Below are 26,650 nucleotides of genomic sequence, written 5' to 3'. Positions count from 1 at the left end.
ATGCACGCCGACGTCGCGGCCTTGATGTTGGCGGCCGGCTACAGCCGCCGATTTGGCAGCGACAAACGACGCCTGCAACTGGCCGATGGCCGCTCGCTGCTCAGCGCCAGCCTGGCCCTGCCCTGCGCCCTGCTGCACGAAGTGTGGCTGGTGCTACGCCCGGACGACGATGCCACCGAACTGGCGCTGCCCGCCAAGGTCAGGCTGGTGCAGTACCCGACCACGGTGCAGGGCATGGGCCACAGCCTGGCCGCGGGCATCACGCGCTTGCAGACCCAATCCTCGGCGCAGGCGGTGGCGATCTTTCTCGCCGACATGCCGCATATTCGCCGCGAAAGCCTCGAAGCCCTGCTGGCTCGCGCCAACGCGGGCAACATCGTCCAGCCGAGCTATCAGGGCAAACGCGGCCACCCGGTGCTCTTCGGCCGCGACTTCTGGCCCCAGCTCGCCCGCTTGAGCGGCGATGCCGGCGCCCGCGCCCTGCTGCAGGAAAATGCCCAGGCCGTGCAACTCGTCGAGCTGGATGATCCCGGCGTGCTGCAGGACATCGACAGCGCCGCAGACGGCCAACGCCTGCAACAAGGCTGAGATGCCCTTACGCCTGCGCAGGCCTTTCCTCTAGACTGCGTCCAGTTCTTCCCAGCCGAGCCCCGCCATGCCCTCCCGAGACAGCTCCCAGATGCCCGAAAGTTCGCTGGAGCGCCGCATCAAAGCGCGTTACGAGGCGATGTCCGCCGTCGAGCAGAAACTCTCGGACGTGATTCTCGCCTCGCCTGGGCAACTGGCGATGCAAACGGCCACCGAACTGGCCGGCAACGCCGGGGTGTCGAAAGCCACTGCCACGCGCTTCTTCCGCTCGCTGGGCTACGACTCCTACGAACAAGCGCGACGTGAGGCGCGCGCCGCACGTAGCGCCGGCTCACCGCTGTACATGCAGGACCGGGGCAAGGAAGACGCCAACACCAGCGACCTGATCAAGCATCACCTGGATCAGGAAATCGCCAACATCTACCAGACCTACCAGTCGCTGGACCGCAATGAACTGCTGACCATCGTCCAGGCCGTCGCCAACGCGCGCCGCGTAGTGATCATCGGCTTTCGTCACAGCCAGACCATCGCCCACATGTTTCGCAGCAACCTGATTCAGGTGCGCGCAGACATTCTCCTGCTGCCCTCTGCCGGCGACAGCCTGGCCGAGTACATGGCCGACCTCGGTCCGCAGGACCTGGCCATCTGCATCGGCCTGCGCCGGCGCATGCCGCAACTGGAGGCGGCCATGGCAGCGCTGCACGAGATGGCAGTGCCCATGCTTTACCTGGCCGACGTGCTGGCCGGCCACCCGGCACGCCTGGCTAGCTGGATCATCCGCTGCCAAACCGAGAGCAGCCTGATGTTCGACAGCAACGTCAGTGTCTCGGCCATCACCAACCTGCTCTGCTCACTGGTCGGCAAAGAGCTGAGCGAGCGCAAGTCGTCCTACCTGCAGCGTGTCGAACTGCTGCACCAGCAACTCGACGAGCTGGAAAAGTCGCCCTGACGCACCAACAAGTTTCACCCCGCACCATTAACGCGCAGCTAGGTAAATCATTTCGCCTCGCCGTGAAATATTTTTTTCATGAAATAAATCCACGAAACCACTGTTTCAGAGCCTTTGCGCTCGCGCCTCACCTTCCACTCCGGGCGCTGGCATAAGTTCTGCTATGACTCCATGGCCACCACACCGCACCTGGAGTTCCCATGCATACCTTCACCTCCCGCGTTGCCACGACCCTGGCGGCCCTGACCCTCGGTCTGGGTATCGCCTGCTCTGCCGCTGCCGACAGCCTGGACGACATCAAGGCCAAAGGCACGCTGACTGTCGCCATCGACCCGACCTTCGCGCCTTACGAGTACACCGATGCCGACGGCAACATCATCGGTTACACCCCGGAAATCATGAGGCGTGTCGCCGAGCGACTGGGCGTCACCCTGCAGTACCAGAAGATGTCCTTCGGCGGCATCATCCCCTCGCTGATCGCCGGCTCGGTCGACGCTGAAGGCTCTTCGCTCAACGTCACCGCCGAGCGCGCCGAGAAAGTCCTGTTCACCGTGCCCTTCGGCAAGAGCGTGAACGCCGTGCTGATGCGCGCAGACGACGAGCGCATCGGTGAAGGCGCTCTGACCCTGGAAGCACTCTCCGGCCTCACCGCCGCCGTCAAAACCACCACCGCACCTGAGCAACTGCTCAAGCAGTTCAACCAGGACCTGCAGGCGCAGGGTCTGGCACCGATCAAACTGGTCAGCGTCGACAGCGTCGATCAGACCCTGGCGACCCTGATGACGCGCCGCGCAGACTTCGTGTTCGACGACATCACCGTGCTCGGCGGCCTGTCCCAGCGCCTGCCGGGCAAACTCAAGCAGGTTGGCGAGCTGGGTGAAAGCCAGTGGATCAGCTGGGCCACGCGCAAGGAAGACCAGCGCCTGAACCAGGTGATCAACGACGAAATCACCGCACTGAAGCAGTCCGGCGAACTGACCAAGCTGCAACAAGAGCACCTCGGCGTGACCTTCGAGCTGCCTTCCGAAAACTTCATTCCGAGCAAATGAGTCATCCCATGTCCTGCGATCATCACGTACACGTGCCAGCCGGCCACGGCCAGACCTTCGAGGTCCGGGCCGGGCAATACCTCACCGTCATCGACAGCAATGGCCAGCAGGCTGCGGACTTCGTCGCCGTCGTGCTTGGCGATACCGCGCAACACCTGTCGCCGGTACACACCCGCCGTCACCTGAACTCACTGTTCTTCCAGGTTGGCGATCATCTTTACTCCAACACCGACGAACCGCTGCTGACGGTGCTCAGCGACAGCTGTGGCGTTCACGATGCCAACGTCCCGGCCTGCGACTCGACGCGTTTCAGCATCGACTTCGGCGTGGATGACCACCGCAACTGCCTGGACAACTTGCACGAGGGGCTCAGCGCCTACGGCGTGCTGGCCGTCAACGTGCCCGAGCCGTTCAACCTGTTCCAGAACGGCCCGGTTACCGCCGACGGACGCATGCAGGTCACCGACCCGACCAGCAAGCCGGGCGACCGCGTGGTGTTCAAGGTGCACAAGGACCTGGTGTGCGCCGTTTCGTCCTGCCCTCAGGACATCATTCCCGGCAATGGCCTGCTGGTTACCCCGATCGACATCCGCATCAGTGACGATGCGCCGGAACTCGTCTGAGGAGCACCACCATGCTGTTGATGAAAAACCCCGCCACTGACCGTGCGCCACTGCCTGCCGTACGTGTCGAAGTCGCCGCCGGCAGCGCCGGTTCCATTGCCCTCAAGCGCGGCCAGTTGCTGCGCATCGAGGCGCTTGAGGACGGCGCCGTCGCCAGCCTGTTCGGCTTCAGCGAGAACGACCCGATGGTGCACCTGTCGGTGCACCACACCCGCGTGTTCAGTAACTCCTACGTACTCGGCTCGGGCATGCGCCTGGTCAACAACCGTCGCCGCCCGGTGATGGTGCTGGGCAAGGACAGCGTCGGCCGCCATGACCTGCTGCTGCCCGCCTCGACCAGCGCCTACCTGCGCAGCAAGGGCTACGACGGCATGGGCTGCGTGGAAGCCGTGCAGGCCGAACTGGATCGACTGGGCCGCCAGCAGCCGAAGCTGCCCGACCCGATCAACCTGTTCATGCACGTTTCGCTGGAGCGTGACGGCACCATCATCCCGCAGAGCAACACGGTCAAAGCCGGCGACAAGGTGACCTGCCGTGTGGTGCAGGACATGCTGTTCATCGTCTCGACCTGCAGCACCGGCGTGGAAGGCAACGACAAGCCGGGGGCCGTCGCCCTCTCGGCCGCCGAAAACCTTAGCGACTTTGCGGGGTAAATCGTGCTGGCGCAGATCCTCGAATCCATTCCCCAGCTGGCAGAGGGTCTGCTGGTCACCCTGGAGCTGACGCTAGCCGCGGCAATCGTCAGCTTCTGCGGCGGCCATCTGATCTGGTGGTTGCGCGAGCGCGAGTCGGCGCCGGTGCGCGCCATCGGCCGGCTGTACGTCAGCCTGATGCGCGGCACACCGTCGATCGTGCAACTGTTCCTGGTGTTCTTCTCGTTGCCGCTGATCGGCCTGGGCGGGCAACCGCTGCTGGCGGCGATCATCGCCATCGGCCTGAACAGCGCCGCCTACACGGCAGAAATTCTCCGTGCCAACTACCGCACCCTGCCCAATGGCCAAGTGGAAGCGGCACAGGCGCTGGGCATGTCACGCTTCGAATGCTGGCGCCACATCCTCGCGCCACAGGCGCTACGCCGCAGCATGCCGGCCCTGGTCAACGAGTTCACCCTGATTCTGAAAACCACACCGCTGGCCTCGGTGGTCGCCGTTACGGAGCTGACCTATGCCGGGCAACTGATCGTCGCCCGCACCTACGAAGCCACTCCGGTGATGATCGTTGTGGTCGCCGGCTATCTGCTGATCTGCTGGCCCATTCTGCTTTTGGTTCGTCGTCTCGAATCACGTCTTGATCGCGGGAGGAACGCCTGATGGATATCACCGTCATCGTCACCTACGCACCAATGCTGCTGCAGGGCCTGCTGCATAGCCTGTGGCTGTTCCTGCTGACATCCCTCACCGCGCTGGCCTGGGCCTCGCTGCTGACCTGGACCAGCATGTGCAGCCCGCAGGCAGCAATGCGCGCGTTGGTCGCCGGCTACACCCGGCTGATTCTCGGCCTGCCGCTGCTGGTGCTGATCTACGTGCTGTTCTTCATCCTGCCGGAGTACGGCATCACCCTGTCATCGCCGATGGTCGGGGTCACCGCCCTGACGCTGTACTACGGCCCGTACCTGACGCAGGTGCTGCGCGGCGCCTTCGAGTCGATCCCCAGCGGGCAATTCGAAGCGTGCAGTGCGCTGGGCATTTCACGCTGGCAAACCTTCCGCCACGTGGCTCTGAAACAGGCGCTGCCGGTGGCCTTGCCGCCAGTTACCGGGCTGTTGATCGGCCTGCTGAAAGACACCGCCCTGCTCTCCATCGTCTCGGTGGAAGAGTTCATGTTCAGCGCCAAACAGGCCATTTCGCAAAGTTACGCCCCACTGGAAATCTACCTGGCCGTGGCCCTGTGCTACTGGCTGGTCTCCCTGCTGATCGACAGTGCCAGCAGCGCGCTGGAGCGCCGCCTGTCTCGCCATCGCCAGCCCCAATCCGCTTAGAGGAACCACCGATGTCCGTCACTTCCATCGTCATCCCCGCCGGTCACGGCAAGGCCGTGCGCCTGCGCGCTCAGCAATGCGTACAAGTGGTCAATACCCACGGCACCCAGGTCGTCGACTGCTGGGCATGGAGCGCCTATGACCTCGACGAGTACATGTGCATGGAGGCGACCCGCGTCTACAACCAGCACCTCAACCCACTGCTCGGCGACAGCTTCGTGACCAACGAGCGCCGCCCGATCCTGACCGTGGTGGAAGACACCTCGCCCGGCGTACACGACACCTTCATGGCCGCCTGCGACCGTCGCCGTTACGAGCTGCTCGGCTGCACCCACTACCACCGCAACTGCGCCGACAACATGTTCGAAGGCATGCTGGAACTGGGTGCCACGCCGTCGCGACGCAACCTGGCCTCGTTCAACATTTTCATGAACATCCGTGTGCAGGCCGACAACATCCAACTCGACACCCTGCCGACTGTCACCCGCCCCGGCGACTACATCACCCTGCGCGCCGAAATGGACTGTTTCGTCGCCTTCTCGGCCTGTCCGCAGGACATCGTCAGCATCCAGGGTCAGGGCGACAACACGCCGAAAGACGCCGAACTGCGTATCATCGACGAGCCATTCGCGCACATCCCGGTACGCGGTCCATGGGTGCCGGAGCACCTGCAACAACGCTGAGCGCCGTAGGGCGGAGGCAGCCACCAGCACCTGACTGACGACTTGCGCCCGCCCAACCCGCTGACCGCGCCCGGCCTGGCTCACACCTGTACGACACCAACACGGTACGCGGCATCTGCTCGCTGCCGTTCGTGCGCCAGAGTGATGGTGAGACGGTGCACTTCCCGTCCAACCTGATCGAGAACCTCTATCTGTCCAACGGCATGAGCGCCGGCAGCACCCTGTCCGTGGCGCCCGCGCAGTGCTGCAGAAAAATGCCCAGGCCGTGCAACTCGTCGAGCTGGATGACCCCGGCGTGCTGCAAGACATCGATACCCGAAAAGACTGGCAACACCTGCCGCCCTACTGAATCTTCAGTGCGCTTCCTTGCGGTACTCAGCGCCCAGCTCACGGGACAGAGCGATAAAATTGACGACCTGCGGCGACTGGTGCTGCTCACGGCAAACCAGGGTAACCGGTGCGACCAGCCGAGGTTTGGCATCACGAATCGAGCAGTACGCCACGCTGTGCTCGTGGAAACCACGCATCGATGCCGGCACCACTGACACTCCAGCGCCAGCAGCCACCAGGCTGACATTGGTCAGCATGCGCTCCACCTCGAACGCCACATGCGGTTCGAACCCTGCGTTGCGGCATGCCTGCAGGAAATTGGCGTACATCCCCGGCGCACCTGGGCGGCGCACCAGGATCAAGGGTTCATCGGCGAGATCCTTGAGCGACACCGCGCCATTGCCCTGCAACAGGCGATGCCCCACCGGCAGCACCAGTACCAGTTCCTCGTTGAGCAGGCGGTGATAAGTGACGCCTGCCGGGCTGGCCACGGGGGCACGCAGAATGCCGACGTCGACTCGCTCGTTCACCACGTTGTCGGTCAGCAGTTTCGCACTGCCTTCATTCAGCGCGATGTCCACTCCAGGGTAACGTTCGCGGTAATGCCGGATGATCCTCGGGATCAGTGGGTGCGACGCGGCGGAGCTGGTGAACCCCAGCCTCAGGCTGCCTTCGATGCCCTGTGCGGCACGCGCAGCCTTGAGCCCACCCTGCTGAACGCGCTGCAGGATGTCCCGTGCTTCCTTGAGGAAGACCTCGCCCCCCACTGTCAGGTCGACACCCTTGGCATGGCGGATGAACAGCTCGAATCCCAGCTCCGCCTCCAAGGCACGGATCTGCTGGCTCAGCGGCGGTTGCTGCATGTTCAGGCGCGCAGCCGCGCGGGTGAAATGACGCTCCTCGGCAACCATGACGAAGTAGCGCAGGTGACGAAGCTCCATGAGATGACTCACCGTGAGACAGAGTGGACAGCGGGGCCAAACGATACCGAATCGCGCGACCGATGGGGTAGGATGCCCCTTCTGCTGAAGCGATGACAGCAGGCACCCATAACTACAAAAACAGAGCGTCATGATTCACCGACTTGCCCGTTCCGGTATTGCTCAGCTGCTTTTGGCCGTCCTCTTCGGCGGTATTCTCGGTGTCTGCAATCCGCCTCTGGCAATCCAGATGAAGCCGCTCAGCGAGCTGTTTCTCGGCATCATTGCCTGGGTGACCCCGCCGGTGATGTTCATCCTGCTCTGCTCCAGCGTCGCCAGGCTCGTCGGCCACCCCGGCAGCGCGAGACTGGTATTGAAGACCCTGGGCTACTGGCAGTTGATGTCCCTGCTGTCGTTGAGCTGCGGCATCCTGTTGGCGCTACTGTTACAGCCAGGCAGCAATAACGCCCTCCTCTCACCACTAGCAGCCGACAGCCACACCGGTACGGACGTGATTGCGCAGTTGCCCGCCCTGGTACTGCAAACGTTTGAACAAAGCCTGATTCTCAAGGTACTGCTTGCCGCGCTGGTCTGCGGCTACCTGCTGGGACTTTCGGGCCAGGCAGGCACAGCACTGCAGCAACGCCTGGATCAGGGCGTCTCGATGATATTCAGGCTGATGCGAGGCATCGTGCGCTTCGCTCCGTTGGCCGCATTCGCAGCCATCGCCTTCACCATTGGCAAGTACGGCATGACGGCCGCAATTCCGCTGTTGAAGTTCATCACCACCCTCTACCTGGCCAGTCTCGTGTATATCACCCTGGTACTGGGTTGCGCCCTGCGCCTGCTCAGGTTGCGCTTGTGGCGCCTTATCCTCCATGTCAAAGAAGCGCTGCTGCTGGTCGCCGCCACCGGTTCATCGGTAGCCGCTCTGCCGAAGCTGCTCGAGAAACTCGAAGCGGCCGGGTGCGATAGCCACGTCGCACGCCTGGTGCTGACCGGCGGCTACAGCTTCAACCTCAACGGTTCGAACCTCTACCTGAGCGTGGCCATGGTGTTTCTCGCACAGATGGCGGGAACCGACCTGAGTGCTCAGCAGCTTTTGCTGCTCCTGCTCGTCAGTCTGTTCACCTCGCTGGGAGCGACCAGCGTCGCCGGATCGGCCTTCGTCATTCTGACCGCCACACTCAGTGCTCTGCAGTTCGCTCCCATGGAGCTGCTGGGCATCCTCGTTGGCGTCGAACGTTTGATGAAATGCCGCTCGCTGACGAATGTTCTGGGCAACTGCGTGGCCTGTCTGTTCATCAGCAAATGCCACGGTGCCCTGGATATCGAGCAAGCTCGGCGCGTACTGGGTCAGCATCGACCGCAGCGAGGCGCCTTGAGGCTCAGCGAGGAGTGACGGCCTGCACGGCTGGCCGTTGTAGGCGATAGCGCAGCCTGAACCGACCTGGATTTCCGGCACCGCGTGCAGCATGTAGCCGTAGCAGTTCGGCCCCGAGACCATGGCCGACCAGCTCGACACCCTGCAAATCGGCAAAAGCCGGATGATGCGTCAGATAGCGCAACAAACCATCGACAACCGCCAGCGCGCAAACACCTTTCAGGGCGAATCCGGAGCGTTCCCCTCTGGCCCAATCACCCACCTGCCAGACCGGCATGTCGGGCTGCACTCTGGGGTCACCAGGTTCAAGAAAGACAGGCGCCATCACCAGTGCCCCGTCAACCAGGTACGGCCTCTCGTCGAGGTCCGCGCCGAACAGGATGACCGCCCGGCTCAAGCCCGTTGGCAGGTTGTAGAGGTCTGCGCTGGCCCTTACCAGAATGGCGAAGGCTGCATCGTCGACGACCAGGCGCAGGAACTGCGTCGTCAGCTTGCCCCTGGTATCCACCGGGCCGCGCGCCTCCAGAAAACCCGAACATGCCAAGGCGCCACTACCGAACATCGATAGCAGCGCCGCCAGCCGGAGCAGATGACGCCTGCGCACGGGCCTAGACGATCAGCGAGCGAGACGATCAAACGCCTTGTCCAGACGCTGCTCTGCCTCGACCAGCTTCTGGCGATGCTCACCCATCCAGCCCTGGTCGGCCTTCAAAGTCTTCTGCGCAGCCGCCAGCATGCGCTTGACCTCAGCCGGTTGCGGCCCACCCGTACCCTTGCGGGTTTCCACCATGGTGCGTGGCGACAACGTGGCGCGGAACGCGGACTCGCTCAGTGGCAACTGCTGCTCCTGCCACTTGTATTTCTGCGCTGCCTTGGCGAACAGCGCCTGAGCATCCGCGTATGGGAAGTTCTTCGGCAGCAAGCCTTCCTTGCGCGCCTGTCCGACGATCATGGAGGCGAAACTGTGGCCGATGCGAAACGGCACCTTGTGCTCGCGCTCGAGGGTATCGGCCAGCTCCATCGACGTGGTCCAGTCGTTGTCTAGTTCTTCCATGGCGCGCTCGGGATTGATCACCAGGGCATCGAGCACCGAGTCCAGACGCTTGAACATCTGGGTCGCCGACTCGAACAGGCCGAGCTCGTCGAATGCGATCTTGTAGTCGGTCATGCCGGTGGTGACGTTGTGCGCACGGATCGACGTGGCACCGGCCAGCCCGACGACATTGGATGCCGACTCACGGGTGCGCATCAGCAGGCCCGGGTTACGCTTCTGCGGCATGGCGCTGCTGGTATAGGTAGAGCCCTCCTCAAGCAGCAACCAGGGTCGGGTCTGGTGATACTGGGTGTGAATGTCGCCGATCAACGCGCCCACGCGAATCGCCGACGAGGATGCGATACCGGCAGCCTCCAGCGGAATATCGAAGGTCGAGACCTGGCTAGAGTCCAGCGAGTTCTCGCGTACGCCATCGAAACCGAGCAAGCTCGCCAGGCGCTCTCGATTGAGCGGCCAGCCCGAGTTGGCCAACACCGCCGTGCCCATCGGGCTGAGATTGAGACGCCCGTAGAGTTCGTGAATACGCTGAGCGTCACGCTGGAAAGCCGCCTCGAACGCCAGCAGGTAGTGCGCGTAGCTGATCGGCATGGCCTGCACACCGTTGGTATAAGCGGGAATGAGCGTATCGACATTGTCGGCGGCGAGTTTCAGCAGACGCTCACGCACACTGTTGAGACCATCACTGAAGTCCAGCACCTGAGCACGCAGCACAGCCAGGCGGTAGGTCGCGTACATGTCCTGCCGACTGCGCCCGGAATGGATCAGCGACGCCTCGGGGCCGATCTTGTCGATCATGATCTTCTCGACCTGCAACACGTCACTGGGACGCTTGCCATCGGGCTGCCCGGCCTGGTCGATGACATGCTGCACGCCGCTGGCAATACGCTTGCCCTGCGGGGCACTGACGATGCCTTCCTCGGTGAGCATGACGATGGAGGCCTTGTTGATGCGGTTCATCCAGGCGAACTGACTTTCGTAAGCACCGCCTTTGAGCGCACGCTTGTCGGTGCTCGCACCGATCCTGGCGGCCTGTTCGGCGCACTCGGCGGTGCTGTTGCAGGGAACGTCGGCGGTGTTGGCAGCCTGGGTGGTCAGCGGCAGGAACAACGCAGCACTGATGGCCAGGTGCAGCAGGGTCTTGTGGGTATTCATACGTGAGTCCTCGCGAAGGTACCGGGCCACTGCGGGCCCGGTATCGGGCAGAAAAAGGGTCAGAGCAGCGGCAGGGTGTAGCTGAAGATCAGGCGGTTCTGATCGATGTCATTACCACCGTTGCTGCGGTAGGTGCCGTTACGCCATTTGACGCCGAAGTTTTTCAGTGGGCCGTTCTGCACGACATAGGCAATGTCGGTGTTGCGCTCCCACTCCTTGCCCTCGCGACCACCTGCGCGTTCGAAGTTGTCGCCGCTGATGTAGCGCGTCATGAAGGTCAGGCCCGGCAGGCCCAGCGCGGCAAAATCGTAGTCGTAGCGCACCTGCCAGGAGCGCTCCTCCGGGCTGGCGAAGTCCGCCGAGATCATCACGTAGTTGACCAGGAAGGAGTTGGTGCCTTCGATGTGCGGAAAGCCCGTATCGCCACTCATTTTCTGATAGGCCACACCGAGCGAGTGGCTGTTGAGGTTGTAGGTGAACTTGGCGCCGACGGCGGTGTTGTCGACATTGCTGTTGCCATCATGAGTGGAGCGGGCATAGCGAATGTCGCTGTCGAAAGAGTGCCCATCCATGATCGGCAGGTGATGACGCAGGTTGACGATGTGCTGCTTGTAGTTCTGCTCCAGGTGTCCGTAGTTGTAGGCAGTGTTCAAGTGCTTGGACCACTTGTAACTGGCCCCCGCGAAATTGAACTCGTCGCTGGCCTGACCACCTCGAATGCCCTTGCCGGCGACCAGCATGTCATCACTGGCGCTGGAGTTGCGCAGGCTGTTCTTCGTCAGTTGGCCGACGTCCAGCGTCAGCCCGTCGATTTCCCGTGACTGCAGTTGTGCGCCACGGAAAGTCTGCGGCAACAGGCGCGAATCGCTGGGCAGGACCGTCGGCAGTTTCGGTATCAAGGTACCGACATGCAGCGTGCTCTTGGAGATGCGCGCCTTGGCGGTGAAACCCAGCTGGCTGTAATCATCCGGTGCCTTGTCATCGCCGACCGGCAGCAGGCCGGTGCCCTGACGATCGGGGCCGGAGTCGAGCTTCAGGCCTAGCAGCCCCAGCGCATCGACACCGAAACCTATCGGCCCCTCGGTGAAACCGGACTGATAGTTGAGCAGAAATCCTTGTGCCCACTCGTCTCGCTTGGACTGGCTGGCACCGTCCTGATGAAAGTCATGGTTCATGTAGAAATTGCGCAGCTCGAGCGAAGCTTTACTGTCTTCGAAGAAGGCGGCGTGGGCGACGGTGGGCAAGACAAGGGAGCTGCCCACGGCGAGAAGCGCGGGCAGGCGCGAGGTAGGTCGTATCATTTTCATGCCTCGATTCATTGTTTTTGTTAGCGGCCAGGCAACTGGCAAAGGGATGCTAAAGACAACGAATAGAGATTAAAAATATATAAATAGTCTTGAATTGATACCTACAGAATATGACTTCCTTTCTTCGCCTCACCCCTTGCGGGCGAGCGTCATCAGCGTCTCGCTCAACGCCTGCGCCGCGCTGGACAGTTGATGTCCGGCCAGGTGCAGCAGACCGATGCGCCGTGATACCTGCGGTTCGCTGAGCGGCAGGCAACGTGCGCCCAGCCCTTCCATCTGCTGCCGGCACAGCTGCGGCACGGCGCTGACGCCCAGCCCCTCGGCGACCATGCGTCCGACCGTCACCAGTTGATGACTCTCGAACGCCACCGGCAGCTTGCCGTGACTGGCGGTCACGCTGTCTTCCAGCAGCAGGCGCACCGCCGAGGGCCGCTGCAGGGTGATGAAGGGTTGCTCCAGCAACTGCGCCCAGGTCAGCGCCGACTGCCCGGCCAACTCGCTACCAGCCGGCACCACGGCGACGAAACGGTCCTCATACAGCGCGGTGAACTGCAGGCCATCGAGGGTCGCCGGCTCGAAGGCGATACCCAGCTCGACCCGACCATCGCGCACCATCTCCATCACCTGTTCGTTGATCACGTCATGCACCGCCACGTTGACCCGCGGATAAGCATCGCGAAAGGCGCGCAGCGCCGCCGGCAGGCGGTTGCCGGCGAACGACGGCATGGCCGCTACCGCCACTTTGCCCATCTGCAGGGTGAAGTGCTGACGCAGCAGATCCTCGGCGTTGTCCCAGTCGGCCAGCAGGCGCACGGCGATCGGCAGCAGGGTTTCGCCTTCCGGGGTCAGCGCGACGCTGCGAGTGGTGCGCACCAGTAACTGCCCGCCGAGGGACTGCTCCAGGTTCTTGATCGCCAGGCTCAGCGCCGGCTGCGACAGATGCAGGCGTTCGCAGGCCTGAGCAAAGCTCAGGCTCTGCGCCACAGCGAGGAAGGCGCGTAGCTGCTTGACGGTCATTGATTTATTTACCTGATCAATCGAGAGGAAAAACAAACTTAACAAATAAGCCTGCAGCGCTGAAGCTTGGCCACACCTTGGCAGTGCGCCACAACAACAAGAGGCAGCCTCGAATGAGCGGACTCGACAAACGCGTCGGCAGCTATGAAGAAGCTCTGCACGGCCTGCAGGACGGCATGACCGTACTGGCTGGCGGCTTCGGCCTGTGCGGCATCCCCGAGAACCTGATCGCAGAGATCCGTCGCCGTGGCGTGCGCGATCTGACCGTGGTCTCCAACAACTGCGGCGTCGACGGCTTCGGTCTCGGCGTGCTGCTGGAAGACCGGCAGATCCGCAAGATGATTGCCTCCTACGTTGGCGAAAACGCCCTGTTCGAGCAGCAACTGCTCAGCGGCGAGCTGGAAGTCGAACTCACCCCGCAAGGCACCCTGGCCGAGAAGCTGCGCGCTGGCGGTGCCGGCATCCCCGCTTTCTTCACCGCCACCGGCTACGGCACCCCTGTCGCCGAAGGCAAGGAGGCGCGCGAGATCAACGGCCGCCACTACATCCTCGAACCCGCCATCACCGGCGACTTCGCCATCGTCAAAGGCTGGAAGGCCGACCACTTCGGCAACGTGGTCTACCGCCATACCGCGCAGAACTTCAACCCGGTGGTCGCCACCGCCGGGCGCATCACCGTGGTCGAGGTCGAAGAGATCGTCGAACCGGGTGAACTCGACCCGACGCAGATCCACACGCCCGGCATCTATGTCGACCGGCTGATCTGCGGCAGCTTCGAGAAACGCATCGAAAAACGCACCCTGCGCAGCTAGCAGGTTGTTGAAAACGTTAACGAGGCAGCCGAGACAAGGCAAAAACAGGCGAAAAGCGGCCGGGGTCGCGACCGACTTTACGAGCTGTAAATGAGCATTTTGAGCCTGTTTTTAACGCCGTATCGGCAACGCAGGTAGTTTTCAGCAGCCTGCTAAGAGGACAAAGACCATGGCACTAACCCGTGAACAAATGGCCCAGCGCGTGGCCCGCGAGCTGCAAGACGGCTTCTACGTCAACCTCGGCATCGGCATTCCCACCCTGGTGGCCAACTACGTGCCCGAAGGCATGCAGGTGATGCTGCAGTCGGAGAACGGCCTGCTCGGCATGGGCGCCTTCCCTACCGAGGAGGAGGTGGACGCCGACATGATCAACGCCGGCAAGCAGACCGTCACAGCGATCAAGGGCGCAGCGATCTTCGACTCGTCACAATCCTTCGCCATGATCCGTGGCGGCCATGTGGACCTCACCGTGCTCGGCGCCTTCGAGGTGGACGTGCGCGGCAACATCGCTTCCTGGATGATTCCCGGCAAGCTGATCAAGGGCATGGGCGGCGCCATGGACCTGGTGGCCGGCGCCGAGAACATCATCGTCACCATGACCCACGCCTCCAAGGACGGCGAGTCCAAGCTGCTGGAGCACTGCAGCCTGCCGCTGACCGGCTGCGGCTGCATCCGCAAGGTGCTGACCGATCTGGCCTATCTTGAGATCGAGAACAACGCCTTCATCTTGCGCGAGCGTGCGCCGGGTGTCAGCGTCGAGGAAATCGCCGCCAAGACCGCCGGCAAGTTGATCGTCCCCGAACACGTCCCGGAAATGAGTTTCTAAGTTGTCTACCGTTCCGTAGGCGTCACCACGCACGGCGCCTGCGGAACGTTTTTCTACATTGTGGGAGGCGCTTTCGGCTCGGGCATCCTGCTTCGCTCTACCTCCTGCATCCATGCAGTCGTAGCGGCGAGCCTTTCCCGTCGAGGCTCAAGCCCCTCCCACAAGACACGGCCCATCAGCCGAGAGGAGTCATCCCATGCAAGATGTCGTCATCGTCGCCGCCACCCGTACCGCCATCGGCAGCTTCCAGGGCAGCCTGGCCGATATTCCTGCGCCTGAACTCGGTGCCATCGTGATCAAACGCCTGCTGGAGCAGACCGGCCTCGACGCAGCCCAGGTCGATGAGGTGATTCTCGGCCAGGTGCTCACCGCAGGTTCCGGGCAGAACCCCGCCCGCCAGGCAGCCATCCGCGCCGGCCTGCCGCACGCGGTGCCGGCGATGACCCTGAACAAGGTCTGCGGCTCGGGCCTGAAAGCCCTGCACCTGGCCACCCAGGCCATTCGCTGCGGCGATGCCGAGGTGGTGATCGCCGGCGGTATGGAGAACATGAGCCTGTCACCCTATGTATTGCCCAAGGCCCGTACCGGCCTGCGCATGGGCCATGCGCAGATGCTCGACAGCATGATCGTCGACGGCCTGTGGGATGCCTTCAACGATTACCACATGGGTATCACCGCCGAGAACCTGGTGGACAAGTACGGCATCAGCCGTGAAGCGCAGGATGCCTTCGCCGCTGCTTCGCAGCAGAAGGCCGTGGCCGCCATCGAAGCCGGTCGCTTCGACGCCGAAATCACCCCGGTACTGATCCCGCAGCGCAAGGGCGACCCGATCGCCTTCGCCCGTGACGAACAGCCGCGCGCCGGCACCACGGCCGAATCGCTGGGCAAACTCAAGCCCGCCTTCAAGAAGGACGGCAGCGTCACCGCCGGTAACGCTTCCAGCCTCAACGATGGTGCCGCTGCCGTGCTGCTGATGAGTGCAAGCAAAGCGCAGTCGCTCGGTTTGCCGGTGCTGGCGAAAATCGCCGGCTACGCCAATGCCGGTGTCGACCCGGCGATCATGGGTATCGCCCCGGTGTCCGCCACCCGTCGCTGCTTGGACAAGGCCGGCTGGAGCCTGGCTGACCTGGATCTGATCGAAGCCAACGAAGCCTTTGCCGCGCAGGCGCTTTCGGTCGGCCAGGAGCTGAGCTGGGATGCTGACAAGGTCAACGTCAACGGCGGTGCCATTGCCCTCGGCCACCCCATCGGTGCCTCGGGCTGCCGCGTGCTGGTGAGCCTGCTGCACGAGATGATTCGCCGCGACGCCAAGAAAGGTCTGGCCACCCTGTGCATCGGTGGCGGTCAGGGCGTGGCGCTGGCTATCGAGCGCGTCTGAGCGCCAGACAATCGCCGCTGAAGCGCCTCCCACACTGCCCGCCTGGCTCCTGTGGGAGGGGCTTTAGCCGCGACGATTTATAACGAGGTAGCCCGGATGCAATCCGGGGAGAAAAACCATGGACCTCCCGGATTGCATCCGGGCTACGCAAACAGCTCGGCCTCGTGCCGGGCTTTGTCGTATCCACCGCAACGCCCAGGCACAGCCAACCCAGAATGCCTGGTCAAAGTCCTTACACAACCATAAGAAAGAGGCATCCCCGCATGTTCAACACCCTCACCCGCATGAGCGTGGGCCTGGTACAGAAGTACCTGCCCTCGCCTTTCGTGTTCTCCGCCCTGCTCACGCTTGGCGTACTGGCTGCCGGTATCTTCTCCACCGGCCAGTCGTTGCCGGCCATGGTGCAGCACTGGAGCGGCGGCTTCTGGACCTTGCTCGGCTTCGCCATGCAGATGGCCCTGATCTTCGTCACCGGCCATGCCCTGGCCAGTGCGCCCATCATCAACCGCCAGCTCGACCGCCTGGCCGGCATCGCCCGGACACCGGGGCAGGCCATCGTCATGGTCACCCTGGTGGCGCTGCTGGGCTGTTGGGTCAACTGGGGCTTCGGCCTGGTGATCGGTGCGGTGTTCGCCCGCGCCCTGGCACGCAAGGTCGATGGGGTCGACTATCCGCTGTTGGTGGCATCGGCGTACTCGGGCTTCCTGGTCTGGCACGGCGGCCTGGCCGGCTCGGTACCGCTGTCGATGGCAACCGGCGGCCCGGATCTGGCGCGCATCACTGCAGGCGTTCTGACCGACCCGGTAAGCATTACCGAAACCCTGTTCAGCCCCCTCAACCTGACCATCGTCGCGTTGCTGGCAATCGGCCTGCCGCTGCTCAACCGTGCCATGCACCCGCGTCAGGGCGCCAAGGTGGCCGACCCGGCCAAGCTGGTGGAGTCGAAAGCCGAACTGCCGTCGCGCGAAACGCCGGCACAGCGCCTGGACGACAGTCGCATTCTGGGCCTGGCGCTGGTGGCCATGGCCGGCATCTACCTGTTCAACCACTTCGCCAACAAGGGCTTCGTCCTGGGTCTGGACGTGGTGATCGCGATCTTCCTGTTCTGCGGCCTGCTGATGCACGGCACCCCGGAACGCTACATGCGTGCCGTGGATGAGAGCGTGCGCGGTATCGGTGGCATCGTTCTGCTGTTCCCCTTCTACGCCGGGATCATGGGCATGATGATGGGCGCCAACGCCGACGGCATTTCCCTTGGCCGGCAGATCACCGAGACGTTCATTTCCTGGTCCTCGGCCGATACCTTCCCGCTGCTGGCCTTCCTCAGCGCTGGCGTGGTCAACGTGTTCGTGCCATCCGGCGGCGGTCAGTGGGCCGTACAGGGGCCGATCATGCTGCCGGCTGCTCAGGCGCTGGGCGTATCGCCGACCGTCACCGCCATGGCGATTGCCTGGGGCGATGCCTGGACCAACATGATCCAGCCGTTCTGGGCCCTGCCGCTGCTCGGCATCGTCGGCCTCGGCGCCCGTGACATCATGGGCTACTGCCTGATCATGCTGCTGTACTCGGGCGTGGTGATCTGCGGCGCGTTCTATTTGCTTGGCTGACAGTACAGCGAAACCTTACAGGGTGGGCTAAGCGCTCACCCTTTTTACCCTCTCGCGATCAACTCCCTGTGAAGCCTCGCGAGCTGGAGCGATGCAAGGCAGAAGGAGGCGAGCAAGCGGAGTGTACTTTTGTGCATGAGCATTCGACCGGGCTGGCGCTCCAGCCTGCTTCTAACGCAGCAGCGCCGACGCGCAGCAGGCTGTGCCTAACTTAATCCCCCATCAGCCCCTGCGCCTTGGCCATGGCCACCGCCTGGGTGCGTCGTTGCACGCCTAGTTTGACGTTGATCCGCCGCGCATGAGTCTTGACTGTATGCAGCGAGATGAACAGACGATCGGCGATCTCCTGATTCGATAGTCCCTGCGCGATCAGCTGCAGCACCGCCAGCTCACGCGAACTGAGTAGCGCGGTACCGGCACTGGCCGGCTCATCCACTGCGGGGACGGGCTCGAACAGACGCTGGTGCAGAGCGCTGCCCGGCTCACCCGGTAGCACCTGCTCCAGCCATTGCGGCTGCCGTTGCTGCAGCTCCTGCAACGGCCTCAACAGACGCAGTTGTCGCGCCTCATCAAGGGCCTGTACCAGCATCGCCTCGGCTGCATTGTCCTGCTGCTGATGCAGCAGGCACTCCGCCAGGCTGATACGGCACTCGCAGGCCAAGCTACGATGGCCCGATAGCTGACATTCATCCAGCAACAGACGCAAGGCATGTTCAGCGGCGGCGCGATGGCCGAGCAGCAGATCACTGACGGCCAGGTAGAGCCGCAGACGCGGTAACAGGTCGTAGAAGCCGGACGGAGCCAGCTGCTGGCGCTGCTGCAACTGCTGCAGCGTCTGGGCGAACACCTCGCGTGCTCTGCCGACCTGCTCCTGACGCAACAGCAGTCGCCCCGTCTGCAACTGCAATACGCAGCGATAACGTACCTCGGGCACATGCGACCACTGCATGGCGCGCTCTGCCTTCTGCAGCCACTGGTAGGCCTCATCCACATCGCCGCGTGACTCGGCCAGCTCCAGCAAGCCCAGATAGCCGGAAATGGTGTAGGCGTCCTCGCAGTGCTCGGCTTCCTGCAGCCCTTGGCGATAGGCGATTTGTGCCGCATCGTCGAGGCCCTGGCGCGCCAACAGGCTGGCGCGTAACAGCAACAGGCGACCGACGACCGGACTATGGTTGAAACGATCACGCAGCAAGGCCAGCGACTGTTCGGCCAGTTCGGCGGCGCGTCCGGCCTCACCTCGCATTTCCAGCAGCAGGCAATGATCGGTATTGAGCAGTGCCTCGTAGATCAGGCTGCCATGCAGACGAGACAGGCGCAGCCCTTCGTCCAGCGCCTGCTGAGCCTGGGCCAGGGCGTTCTCCGCGAGACACTGTTGGGCCAGCGCCTGGTAACAGAGAATGCGCTGCGACCAGCCGCTCTCATCCAGCGCCTGCAGCGCCTCCAGGCAGTGTTGACGCGCCTCGCGGCGGCCACACTGGCGCGCCAGCACGCCACTGAGGGCCTGCCATTGGGCGAGCAGCTTGCGCTGACGCCGGGCATCGGGCTGCGGCAGGAAGTGCGCCAGCGCCTGGGTGCACTCACCGGCTTCGTCGAAGCGGGCGCAAATGATCAATGCCCAGGCTTGCAGCACGATCAGCCGCGGCGAGCTGGCGAACAACCAGGCCGGCAGTTCCTCGCGCCATTGCAGAAACTGCGCGACCGAATGCCCCTGCAGCAGTTGCTCCTGGCTGAAACGCTGCAGATAGTTGACCGCCACCTCGATCTGCCCCGCCAGCAGCGCATGCTCGACAGCTTCACGAATGTCGCCATGTTGGGCGAACCACTGGCACGCCCGCACATGCACCGAAGCGGACGCCGAGGCGGCAGGCAGCTGGCGCAGCACCTGCGCCAGCGGGTGCCAGAGGCGAAACCAGGTGCCGGTGCTGTCCAGACTGCGTACGAACAACTGGCGCTGCTGCAATCCGTTCAGCAGGTCAGCGCCGCGTCCCTCCAGCAGGTGCGCACAGAGTGACGCAGAGAAGCGCGGCAATAGCGCCAGGGCATGCAGATCACCCAGCAGTTCCTCGTCCAGCTCGGCGAGCACCTCGCGCTGCACGTAGTCACGCAGCAACGGACAGCCCGATTGCAGGCGCTGCCTGAGCGCGTCCTCATCGGCATCGAGCAGCAACAGACGAATCGCCGCCAACCAACCCTCGGTGAAGCGCAGCAAGACTCGCTGAAGGTCATCGGGCAGCTCCAGCGACAATGCCGCCAGCAGCTGTTCGAGGGCATCGGCATTCATCGCCAGGTCCTCGCCCTTCAGCTCCAGAAGGTCCCCCTGCAGCAGCAGACGCGGCAGGTTCCAGGCCGGTGTACGGCGACTGGCGACCCACCAGACCACCTGTATCGGGGAAGCCGCGAACAGGCGATCGAGGCAGGCGTCGAGTTCGCCATCCTCGGCCCTGGGGTAGTCATCGATGAATATCCACAGACGGCCGCTGCGTGCGTGCAGCAGATCGAGCAGCGCCGCCTCGCTGCTTTCATCGGCCGGCAGTTGATGCTGCAGCGCGGCAGCCAGACGCTTGCACAGTTGCGCTGAGGTCAGGCCTCGCCCGCCCAGATCGAGCCAGACACGCTCGATGGCAGTCGGCGTCGAGCGTGCGCACTGGCCCAGTAGTACGCTCTTGCCGGCGCCCGCCGGGGCACAGAGCAAGCGCAGGCGTGACTCGCTGGCCAGCAGCCGCTGAACCAGCGAAGGACGGGGAACCACGCAAGGTGGCAGTCGAGGCAAGTCGGCAGGTTGCACCTGCACCGCACTCTGATGAGCGATGGCGAGGGTTGGCATGGCAGCGGTTCTCTCTGCTTGTCATTGTTGAACCACCCGCAGATGGTACCCCGACAGCCAGCCGTGACCACCCCGTGACACTTATGGCGCAAGATTCACGCAACCGCGGCCGGCATCACCTGTGGTGACGCCGGCCGGGTCAGATTGCCTGACGCGTCAACGCACGCCGGCGTTGCGCAAGGCTGCGGGAGTGAAGTCCTTCGCTGACGCCTGAGTGCCGTATTCGATCGAGCGTTTTTCCTCGTTGGCCATACCGATCGCCAGGTACCGTCCGGCGATGATGTCGTACAGCGCCTCGAAGGCGTAGACCGGGACCTTCTCCGCGTACTGCTGCATGAGCATGGCCTCACCGACACGCCACAGCTGACCGCGACCGTCATAGTGCTCGGACAAGGCGATCTGCCAGGAGTCCTCATCCACATAGAAACGGCGCTTGGCGTAGATGTTGCGCTCGCCTTCCTTCAGCGTCGCCTCCACTTCCCAGACCCGGTGCAACTCGTAGCGAATCAGATCCTGGTTGACGTGGCCGGCCTTGAGAATGTCCTCATACTTCACGCTCGGCATGGCGACCCGGTAGTTGTTGTAGGGGATGAGCATTTCGCGCTTGCCCACCAGCTTCCAGTCGTAACGATCCGGTGCGCCGTTGAACATGTCGAAGTTGTCCGAGGTGCGCAGACCGTCGGCGGCAGTACCCGGGCCGTCGTACGCCACCTGCGGCGCCCGTCGCACACGGCGCTGACCGGCGTTGTAGAGCCAGGCCATGCGCGGCTCCTTGACCTGATCGAGCGAGTCGTGCACCAGCAGCACGTTACCGGCCAGACGCGAAGGTGCGGTGACCCGCTGCTTGAAGAACAGTAGCGCATTCTCAGCCTTGCCCGGATCGACATCGGGAATGTTCTCCGGGAAGGCCACCTCGTCCTCGAAATGCACCAGGGTGTAGGCACCGTTGGTCTGCGGTGAGGCCTGAACGATGCTGCGCTTGAGGTTGCCGCCGCGATAGCGGGTGATGTGGTTCCACACCACCTCCAGACCATTCTGCGGGATCGGGAAGGCGTAGTAGCGGCTGTCGGTAAAACCGGTCAGACCGTTGCCGCCATCGCGCAGACCGGTTTTCACCGCGCTGGTCTTGGCGGCAGCGTAGATGGAGTCCGGCACCGCGCTGCTGCGATGGCTCGGATAGACCGCCATGCGGTAGCTCTCCGGATAACGCTTGAACATCGCCAGTTGCCCGGCAGACAGCTGATCGCGGTACTGCTCCAGATTCTGCGCGGTGATGGTGAACAAGGGTTGCTCACTGGCGAACGGATCACTGAGGTAGCCACGCTCGTCGACCTGCCCGGCGTCGCTGGCCAGGCCGCCGGTCCAGGCCGGGATGCTGCCGGCAGCATTGCCGGCCATCTCCGCGCCCAACGGGGTAAGGCTGTTACCGAGCTTGGCGGCTTCATCCGGGCTGACCGCAGCCAGCACGCTGCCGGCCAGCAGGCTCAGGGAAAGTGCGCCGAGCATCTTCAGGGTTGTATTCATCTGTATTCCTCAACTGGTCCCGATGGCCTAGAAGCTCACGCCGAAGCTGAGCGCCAGGAAGTCGCGGTCCACCGCGACGTTGTAATCGCCGCCAAAGAAGTCGGTGTACGACAGGCTGGCGGTGTAGGTATTGCGGTAGTCGGCATCGATACCGATGCTCACGGCCTTGGCGCCTTCGTTGAACAGGCCATTGGGCCCGTAGCCGTCGACGTCGTGCGACCAGGAGATATTCGGTTTCAAGTTCACGCCGGCGAAGGCGTTGCTGTACTCCCAGATGCCGCGCACGCGGTAACCCCAGGAGGTACTGGTGACGAAGCCATGGGTATCGCCACGGAAGCCGTAGGCACCGAACAACGAATCACGGCCGTAGCGCATGTCTTCGCGGCTCTCCAGCCCGCCCACGTGCGCCATGCCGATTTCACCCACCAGCGTGAAACGCCCCGCGCCCATCACCTGATCGAAGAAGTGGGTGAAGGTGGTCTGCAGCTGGGTGACCTCCTTGCGCCGGTAACCGATATTGTCCTGGCCGGCACCCGCAGAGACCGGCGCAGTACCGGGGGCGATGGGGTTGAGCAGGCTCAGGGTCATATCGGTGGTGTTGATCTGCAGCGGCAGATTGGGCCGGTAGCTGAGCTCACCAGCCCAGGCTGTGCCGGTGGGCAGAGTGGTGGAGAAGCTCAGTCCGTAGAGACGGATATCTTCCGGGTATTCGAGAAAGTAACGGCCGTTACCCAGCATCACGCTTTGTGCGAGGCCGGCGCCACTGCCGGCCACGATGCCTTCGGCTGTAGCGATGATATTGGGTAGCGCGGCCAGGGTCGCCAGACCAGCATTCTGCGTGCCGACGATTGGCGTACGGCTGTGGTAGTTCATGAAGTAGGCGCCGTACTCCGTCTCATCGCCCAGCCAGCGCAGTGCCACGCCCCACTGGCCGCTGTCACGGGCATCGCGATCACCGGCGCGCGGCAGAATCACCCCTTCGCTGTCGACCCTGAAGCCCTGGCCGAAGGCGGCTGCAACCGGTTGCAGCGGTGCAATCGCCGGAGAGCCGATGTGATAGCCGTTGTCGCAACCGTCGGCGGCGACATCCGCGGTGGAGAAGAAGGTGCCGCAGTTGTCGATGACGGTCTGGTCCCACTCCAACTGGTAGAACGCCTCCATGCTCAACTGATCGGTCAGGCTCTGCGACACATAGAACATGTTGACCGGAATCAGACCTTCCTTGATCTCCGCACCCGGACGGCGGAAGGCCGCGACGTCGATGGGGTTGATCGAGTTGATGCTGTTGCCGATGAAGGTGCTCTCACCCCAGCTCACCACCTGCTTACCGATTCGCACGGTGCCGGGCAGATCACCGATGGCGTAGTTGTGGTAGAGGAACGCATCGAGGATTTCCGCCCCAGAAGACTGCGCGCCCTCCTTGCGGTTGCTGTCGTCGATGTCCTTGAACCGGCGGCTCTCGTCCTTGAGTTCGAAGTCGTACCAGTACTTGCCCCGCACGAAAACTCCGGTATCGCGGTAGCGCAGTTCGAGGTCGTGAATACCCTTGAAGATCTTCGAGAAGGTCTCGCCCTTCTTGAAGTTCAGACGGCCGTCGTCACCGGTCTGCGCCTGTCCCTGACCGCCATTGTTGGGGCCGATCAGATCACGATCCGGGCTGCGCATCGACCAGCTGGCGCCGATCGAAAGCGAGCTGTCGAACTGCCCCTCGATCTCGCCCAGGTTGAAGGTAACGGCCTGTGCCGGTGCGGCGAAACCGACGGCGACGGCCAAAGCCAAGGTGTGCGGCTGGAATAGTCCGGGCCCTGTTGTTCTTGTCATGCGGGTCTCCTAGGTATTGGGTACAACAGAGCCAACCCTAGGCGGGGAGCGAACACCGGTTAAGCGCACCAAGGAGGGATTTCGCCTGTCGCTCGAAAGGATGAATGGCGCCCTGCAGCGGGCGCGCGCGGGCCGACCTCAGCTTGCTGAATGACGGCCTATCAGGCAGGTGGGGAACTATTCGCTGACAGAGCCTGGAGAGCGCTGCCAGAAGACGGGACGGTAGGTATTGAAGAGAGCGGCAGAGCCCGGGGCCAGGCTCTGCCAGGTCGCTCAGTCGCTGCTCGTTGCCAGCTCGCGCAACAGCGCCTCGTGAAACTGCGCTGGTGCTTCCACCTGTGGCGAATGACCCAGCTCGGGCCACTCCAGCAACTTCGCATCGGGGATCGCCTCGGCCGTCTTGCGGCCCAGTTCCGGGTAGTTGCCGAGACGCTGGGCGACACGTTCTGGCGCGCGGTTGGCGCCCGGTGCGGTGCGATCCTTGCCACCGATCAACAGCAGGGTCGGCACCTCGATGTTGGCGAACTCGTGCACCACCGGCTGGGTAAACAGCATTTCAGCGGTCTGTGCCTGGTTCCAGGCGACGATTTCCTTGCCCGGCCCTGCGTACATGCCATTGAGCATATCGACCCAACGGTCGTATTCGGGTTTCCACACACCGTTGTAATAGAACTTCAGCTGGTAGTTCTTGATGCGCTCGTAACTGGTGTTCAACTCGCCCTGGTAGAGCTGATCGATGGTCGCGTATGGCACACCTTCGGCCTGCCAGTCCTCCAGGCCGATGGGGTTGACCAGCACCAGTTTCTCGACGCGCTCGGCATGGTTGAGGGCATAGCGCGCGGCCAGCATCCCGCCCATCGAATGGCCGATGACCGTAGCCTTTTCCACCCCCAGCGACTCGAGCAGCGCGTCGGTGTTGCGGGCCAGTTGGCCGAAGCTGAACTGGTAGCCACGCGGCTTGCTGGAGCTGCAGAAACCGATCTGATCCGGGGCGATTACCCGGTAACCGGCATCGCTCAGCACATCGATGGTCGCTTCCCAGGTGGCCGCGCAGAAGTTCTTGCCGTGCAGCAACACCGCGGTTCTGCCATTGGCCTTGCCGCTTGGTTTGACGTCCATGAAGCCCATCGACAAATCCTGCTGCTGCGAGCTGAAGGCGAAGCGCTGCAACGAGTGGGGATAGTCGAAACCTTCGAGCTGTGGGCCATAGGCGCTTTGCTCGGCGGCCTGCAGAGGCGCAAGGGGCAGTAGGCTGGCGGACAGTGCCGTGATGAGACGGGTCTTGTTCACGTGCGGATTCCTGGTCTAGGCCTGTGCCGTGCGTGTCGGTCACACACGTCACGCAGCGGTTGCAAAGAACCCGGGACTATAACAATGGCCCGGCCGAGCACGACCGCCATTGGTTTTCCGAATGTGACGGCAAGGCCCGTTCTAGAGCCATCAGCCCCAGGACAGAGGCGCCCGCTCGCGGCGGTTCTCAGCGCCAGCGATCCAGCAGGTTGACCGCCAGGCGATCCAGCCAACCCCACAGCCGCTGCTGGGCGCGGCGCCACCAGGGCCTGCGGTGCCAATCCGCCAGGGTAATCTCACGGCTGACGTCGAAGTCCTCGATGAAGCTGGAGGCTACTGCCCGGGTAAAATCCGGGTCCAGCGCCTCGACATTGGCGTCGAGGTTGAAACGCAGGTTCCAGTGATCGAAGTTGCACGATCCGACGCTGACCCAGTCGTCCACCAGCACCATCTTCAGGTGCAGGAAACGCGGCTGATATTCGAAGATGCGCACACCGGCCCTGAGCAACTTGGGGTAGTAGCGCTGACCAGCGAAACGCACCGGAGGGTGGTCGGTGTTGCGACCGGCCAGCAGCAGGCGTACCTCGACGCCTCGCGCCGCCGCACGGCGCAGCGCACGACGGATCTTCCAGGTGGGCAGAAAGTACGGCGTTGCCAGCCAGACGCGTTGTTTGGCACCGCGCAACGCGCGCAGCAGCGACAACAGGATATCGCGATGCTGAGCCGCATCGGCGTAGGCCACCCGCCCCAGACCCAGCCCTGCGGGCGGGCAGTCCGGCAGACTTAGGGGAACCGGCTGATGCCTGGGCCGCCAGGCAAAACGTGCGCGCCATTGATGCTCGAAGAGTTGCTGCCAGTCGCCGACCAGAGGCCCTTCGATTTCCACCATGGCTTCGTGCCAGGGGCTGCGGGACTCGTTGGGCAGCCAGAACTCATCTGTGGCGCCCGTACCACCAACATAAGCCAGGCGCCCGTCCACCAGCAGCAACTTGCGGTGATCGCGATGAAAGTTGCGCACGCCACGGCGCCAGCGCAGCGGGTTGTACCAACGCAGTTGCACGCCTGCCACGAGCAGACGCTCGCGCATCACCGCGCCCAACCCCGCCGCGCCATAGGCATCGAACAGCGCACGCACCGTCACGCCACGCTCGGTGGCGCGGCACAGGGCATCGATCAGACGTTCGCTGCACTGGCCGTCTTCGATCAGGTAGAGCTCCACTTCCACCTGTTGCGCGGCCGTTTCGATCGCCGCCAGCATACGCGGAAAGAACACCGCACCATCGCGCAGCAGCTCGAAACGATTACCCGCTCGCCAGGGGTAGATGGTGCCACGTGCCGACATGTTCAGCGCACCCTGACGCAGAGTTGAGCGACCTGCCGGTACCGACTCAGCCACGCATTGCCGCACGCCCGCTCAGCCTCGTTGCGGGCAGCGGCAGCAAGCAGTGGCAGGAGCGGTGAATGGCGCATGAGAGCTCGGATAACGGCATGTCCGGTCGGCCACCATAGCCGCCATCAGCAGCCTTGCAAAGCC

The 26,650-nt window shown here is 63.4% G+C and carries 23 protein-coding genes and 1 pseudogene; 14 read left to right on the top strand and 10 right to left on the bottom strand.

Translation table 11 applies throughout. The features are described from left to right. The 9 genes and pseudogenes from ACJRW5_RS20915 to ACJRW5_RS20875 all read left to right on the top strand — a co-directional run. Positions 1-588 carry a nucleotidyltransferase family protein gene (locus ACJRW5_RS20915; RefSeq protein WP_484572407.1) on the top strand — a complete coding sequence of 196 codons (588 nt, stop codon included), beginning with the start codon at positions 1-3 and terminating at the stop codon, positions 586-588. Positions 589-679: 91 nt separating this feature from the next. Continuing rightward, complete coding sequence (locus ACJRW5_RS20910; RefSeq protein WP_264145919.1) at positions 680-1,537, top strand: MurR/RpiR family transcriptional regulator; 858 nt, start codon at positions 680-682, stop codon at positions 1,535-1,537. Positions 1,538-1,737: 200 nt separating this feature from the next. After that, positions 1,738-2,586 carry a transporter substrate-binding domain-containing protein gene (locus tag ACJRW5_RS20905; protein WP_484572406.1) on the top strand — a complete coding sequence of 283 codons (849 nt, stop codon included), beginning with the start codon at positions 1,738-1,740 and terminating at the stop codon, positions 2,584-2,586. Positions 2,587-2,594: 8 nt separating this feature from the next. Beyond that, positions 2,595-3,209, top strand: coding sequence for a DUF1989 domain-containing protein (locus ACJRW5_RS20900; RefSeq protein WP_484572405.1), 615 nt, complete (start codon positions 2,595-2,597; stop codon positions 3,207-3,209). Positions 3,210-3,220: 11 nt separating this feature from the next. Continuing rightward, the gene (locus tag ACJRW5_RS20895; protein ID WP_484572404.1) at positions 3,221-3,862 is read left to right on the top strand and encodes an urea carboxylase-associated family protein; all 642 of its coding nucleotides are present in this window, start codon (positions 3,221-3,223) and stop codon (positions 3,860-3,862) included. Positions 3,863-3,865: 3 nt separating this feature from the next. Beyond that, a complete protein-coding gene (locus tag ACJRW5_RS20890) occupies positions 3,866-4,519 on the top strand; it encodes an amino acid ABC transporter permease (RefSeq protein ID WP_264145923.1) in 654 nt (217 codons plus the stop codon). Further along, positions 4,519-5,187 (top strand): amino acid ABC transporter permease, encoded by a 669-nt coding sequence (locus ACJRW5_RS20885; RefSeq protein ID WP_484572403.1) that lies wholly within the window; start codon positions 4,519-4,521, stop codon positions 5,185-5,187. The genes ACJRW5_RS20890 and ACJRW5_RS20885 overlap by 1 nt, the downstream gene beginning before the upstream one ends. 11 nt (positions 5,188-5,198) lie before the next feature. Next, positions 5,199-5,870, top strand: coding sequence for an urea carboxylase-associated family protein (locus ACJRW5_RS20880; RefSeq protein ID WP_264145925.1), 672 nt, complete (start codon positions 5,199-5,201; stop codon positions 5,868-5,870). 77 nt (positions 5,871-5,947) lie between these two features. Further along, a pseudogene (locus ACJRW5_RS20875) lies at positions 5,948-6,116 on the top strand (YcaO-like family protein); the annotation flags it as partial. Positions 6,117-6,223: 107 nt separating this feature from the next. Here the strand turns inward: ACJRW5_RS20875 and ACJRW5_RS20870 are convergent. Further along, positions 6,224-7,141, bottom strand: a complete 918-nt coding sequence (locus ACJRW5_RS20870) for a LysR family transcriptional regulator (RefSeq protein WP_484572402.1) — start codon at positions 7,139-7,141, stop codon at positions 6,224-6,226. A gap of 130 nt (positions 7,142-7,271) precedes the next feature. On the opposite strand from ACJRW5_RS20870, the gene ACJRW5_RS20865 reads away from it, so the two are divergent. Next, positions 7,272-8,522: a cation:dicarboxylate symporter family transporter gene (locus tag ACJRW5_RS20865; protein ID WP_484572401.1), complete on the top strand. Its 1,251-nt coding sequence runs from the start codon at positions 7,272-7,274 to the stop codon at positions 8,520-8,522. On the opposite strand, the gene ACJRW5_RS20860 is transcribed toward ACJRW5_RS20865, so the two are convergent. From ACJRW5_RS20860 to ACJRW5_RS20845, 4 genes are all read right to left on the bottom strand, one after another. Further along, positions 8,509-9,066, bottom strand: coding sequence for a hypothetical protein (locus tag ACJRW5_RS20860; protein WP_484572400.1), 558 nt, complete (start codon positions 9,064-9,066; stop codon positions 8,509-8,511). The two genes, ACJRW5_RS20865 and ACJRW5_RS20860, sit on opposite strands and share 14 nt — an antisense overlap. 54 nt (positions 9,067-9,120) lie before the next feature. After that, positions 9,121-10,710, bottom strand: coding sequence for an argininosuccinate lyase (locus ACJRW5_RS20855; RefSeq protein ID WP_484572399.1), 1,590 nt, complete (start codon positions 10,708-10,710; stop codon positions 9,121-9,123). A 59-nt stretch (positions 10,711-10,769) separates the two neighbouring features. After that, the gene (locus ACJRW5_RS20850) at positions 10,770-12,011 is read right to left on the bottom strand and encodes an OprD family porin (RefSeq protein ID WP_484572430.1); all 1,242 of its coding nucleotides are present in this window, start codon (positions 12,009-12,011) and stop codon (positions 10,770-10,772) included. 135 nt (positions 12,012-12,146) lie between these two features. Continuing rightward, entirely contained in the window at positions 12,147-13,034 is an 888-nt protein-coding gene (locus ACJRW5_RS20845; protein WP_484572398.1) for a LysR family transcriptional regulator, read from the bottom strand. A 113-nt stretch (positions 13,035-13,147) separates the two neighbouring features. Between ACJRW5_RS20845 and ACJRW5_RS20840 the strand changes: the two genes are divergently transcribed. The 4 genes from ACJRW5_RS20840 to ACJRW5_RS20825 all read left to right on the top strand — a co-directional run bounded on the left by ACJRW5_RS20840 (position 13,148) and on the right by ACJRW5_RS20825 (position 17,657). Then, positions 13,148-13,846, top strand: coding sequence for a CoA transferase subunit A (locus ACJRW5_RS20840; protein ID WP_484572397.1), 699 nt, complete (start codon positions 13,148-13,150; stop codon positions 13,844-13,846). Between the two features lie 169 nt (positions 13,847-14,015). After that, positions 14,016-14,672, top strand: a complete 657-nt coding sequence (locus tag ACJRW5_RS20835) for a CoA transferase subunit B (RefSeq protein WP_484572396.1) — start codon at positions 14,016-14,018, stop codon at positions 14,670-14,672. 196 nt (positions 14,673-14,868) lie between these two features. Further along, the gene (locus ACJRW5_RS20830) at positions 14,869-16,050 is read left to right on the top strand and encodes an acetyl-CoA C-acetyltransferase (protein ID WP_484572395.1); all 1,182 of its coding nucleotides are present in this window, start codon (positions 14,869-14,871) and stop codon (positions 16,048-16,050) included. 263 nt (positions 16,051-16,313) lie between these two features. After that, positions 16,314-17,657, top strand: a complete 1,344-nt coding sequence (locus ACJRW5_RS20825) for a short-chain fatty acid transporter (RefSeq protein ID WP_484572394.1) — start codon at positions 16,314-16,316, stop codon at positions 17,655-17,657. Between the two features lie 211 nt (positions 17,658-17,868). Here ACJRW5_RS20825 and ACJRW5_RS20820 read toward each other — a convergent pair whose 3' ends face one another. The 5 genes from ACJRW5_RS20820 to ACJRW5_RS20800 form a co-directional block, all read right to left on the bottom strand. Next, on the bottom strand, positions 17,869-20,481 hold the full coding sequence (locus ACJRW5_RS20820) for a LuxR C-terminal-related transcriptional regulator (RefSeq protein ID WP_484572393.1): 2,613 nt from the start codon (positions 20,479-20,481) through the stop codon (positions 17,869-17,871). A 156-nt stretch (positions 20,482-20,637) separates the two neighbouring features. Then, a complete protein-coding gene (locus ACJRW5_RS20815) occupies positions 20,638-22,005 on the bottom strand; it encodes a DUF1329 domain-containing protein (RefSeq protein ID WP_484572392.1) in 1,368 nt (455 codons plus the stop codon). Between the two features lie 27 nt (positions 22,006-22,032). Continuing rightward, positions 22,033-23,826: a DUF1302 domain-containing protein gene (locus ACJRW5_RS20810; RefSeq protein WP_484572391.1), complete on the bottom strand. Its 1,794-nt coding sequence runs from the start codon at positions 23,824-23,826 to the stop codon at positions 22,033-22,035. Positions 23,827-24,099: 273 nt separating this feature from the next. Next, a complete protein-coding gene (locus ACJRW5_RS20805) occupies positions 24,100-25,116 on the bottom strand; it encodes an alpha/beta fold hydrolase (protein WP_484572390.1) in 1,017 nt (338 codons plus the stop codon). 187 nt (positions 25,117-25,303) lie between these two features. Next, a complete protein-coding gene (locus ACJRW5_RS20800) occupies positions 25,304-26,458 on the bottom strand; it encodes a phospholipase D-like domain-containing protein (RefSeq protein WP_484572389.1) in 1,155 nt (384 codons plus the stop codon). Positions 26,459-26,650 lie beyond the last annotated feature (192 nt).

Origin of the sequence: Pseudomonas pichavaramensis, from assembly GCF_050473265.1 — a bacterium.
Classification (GTDB): Bacteria; Pseudomonadota; Gammaproteobacteria; order Pseudomonadales; family Pseudomonadaceae; genus Aquipseudomonas.
The sequence above is the reverse complement of the archived record's forward strand: the minus strand, read 5'-3'. Positions and strand labels throughout refer to the sequence as shown.